Genomic DNA, 232 nt, shown 5'->3' with positions numbered 1-232 from the left:
CCTTCGAGCCGACCCCGGCCGAGCGGATCATCGATGCCCGTACCGCCTATATCATGACCAGCATGCTGCAGGACGTGATCAAGCGCGGTACCGGGCGTCGCGCCCTGGCGCTGAAGCGCACCGCCCTGGCCGGCAAGACCGGCACCACCAACGACTCCAAGGATGGCTGGTTCTCCGGCTACAACTCCGACTACGTGACCAGCGTCTGGGTCGGCTTCGACCAGCCGGAGCC

1 protein-coding gene is annotated in these 232 nt (G+C 66.8%); it reads left to right on the top strand.

The window, feature by feature from the left end:
- On the top strand, positions 1-232 hold a 232-nt coding region (locus ACLJNW_RS28910; RefSeq protein ID WP_410962122.1), incomplete at both ends, for a penicillin-binding transpeptidase domain-containing protein.

The sequence above is a fragment of the Salmonella sp. SAL4457 genome (genome assembly GCF_046548235.1).
In the GTDB taxonomy this organism is placed as follows: Bacteria; Pseudomonadota; Gammaproteobacteria; order Enterobacterales; family Enterobacteriaceae; genus Salmonella; species Salmonella enterica.
Note: the sequence above shows the minus strand (reverse complement) of the source record. Positions and strands in the feature narration are given on the sequence as shown.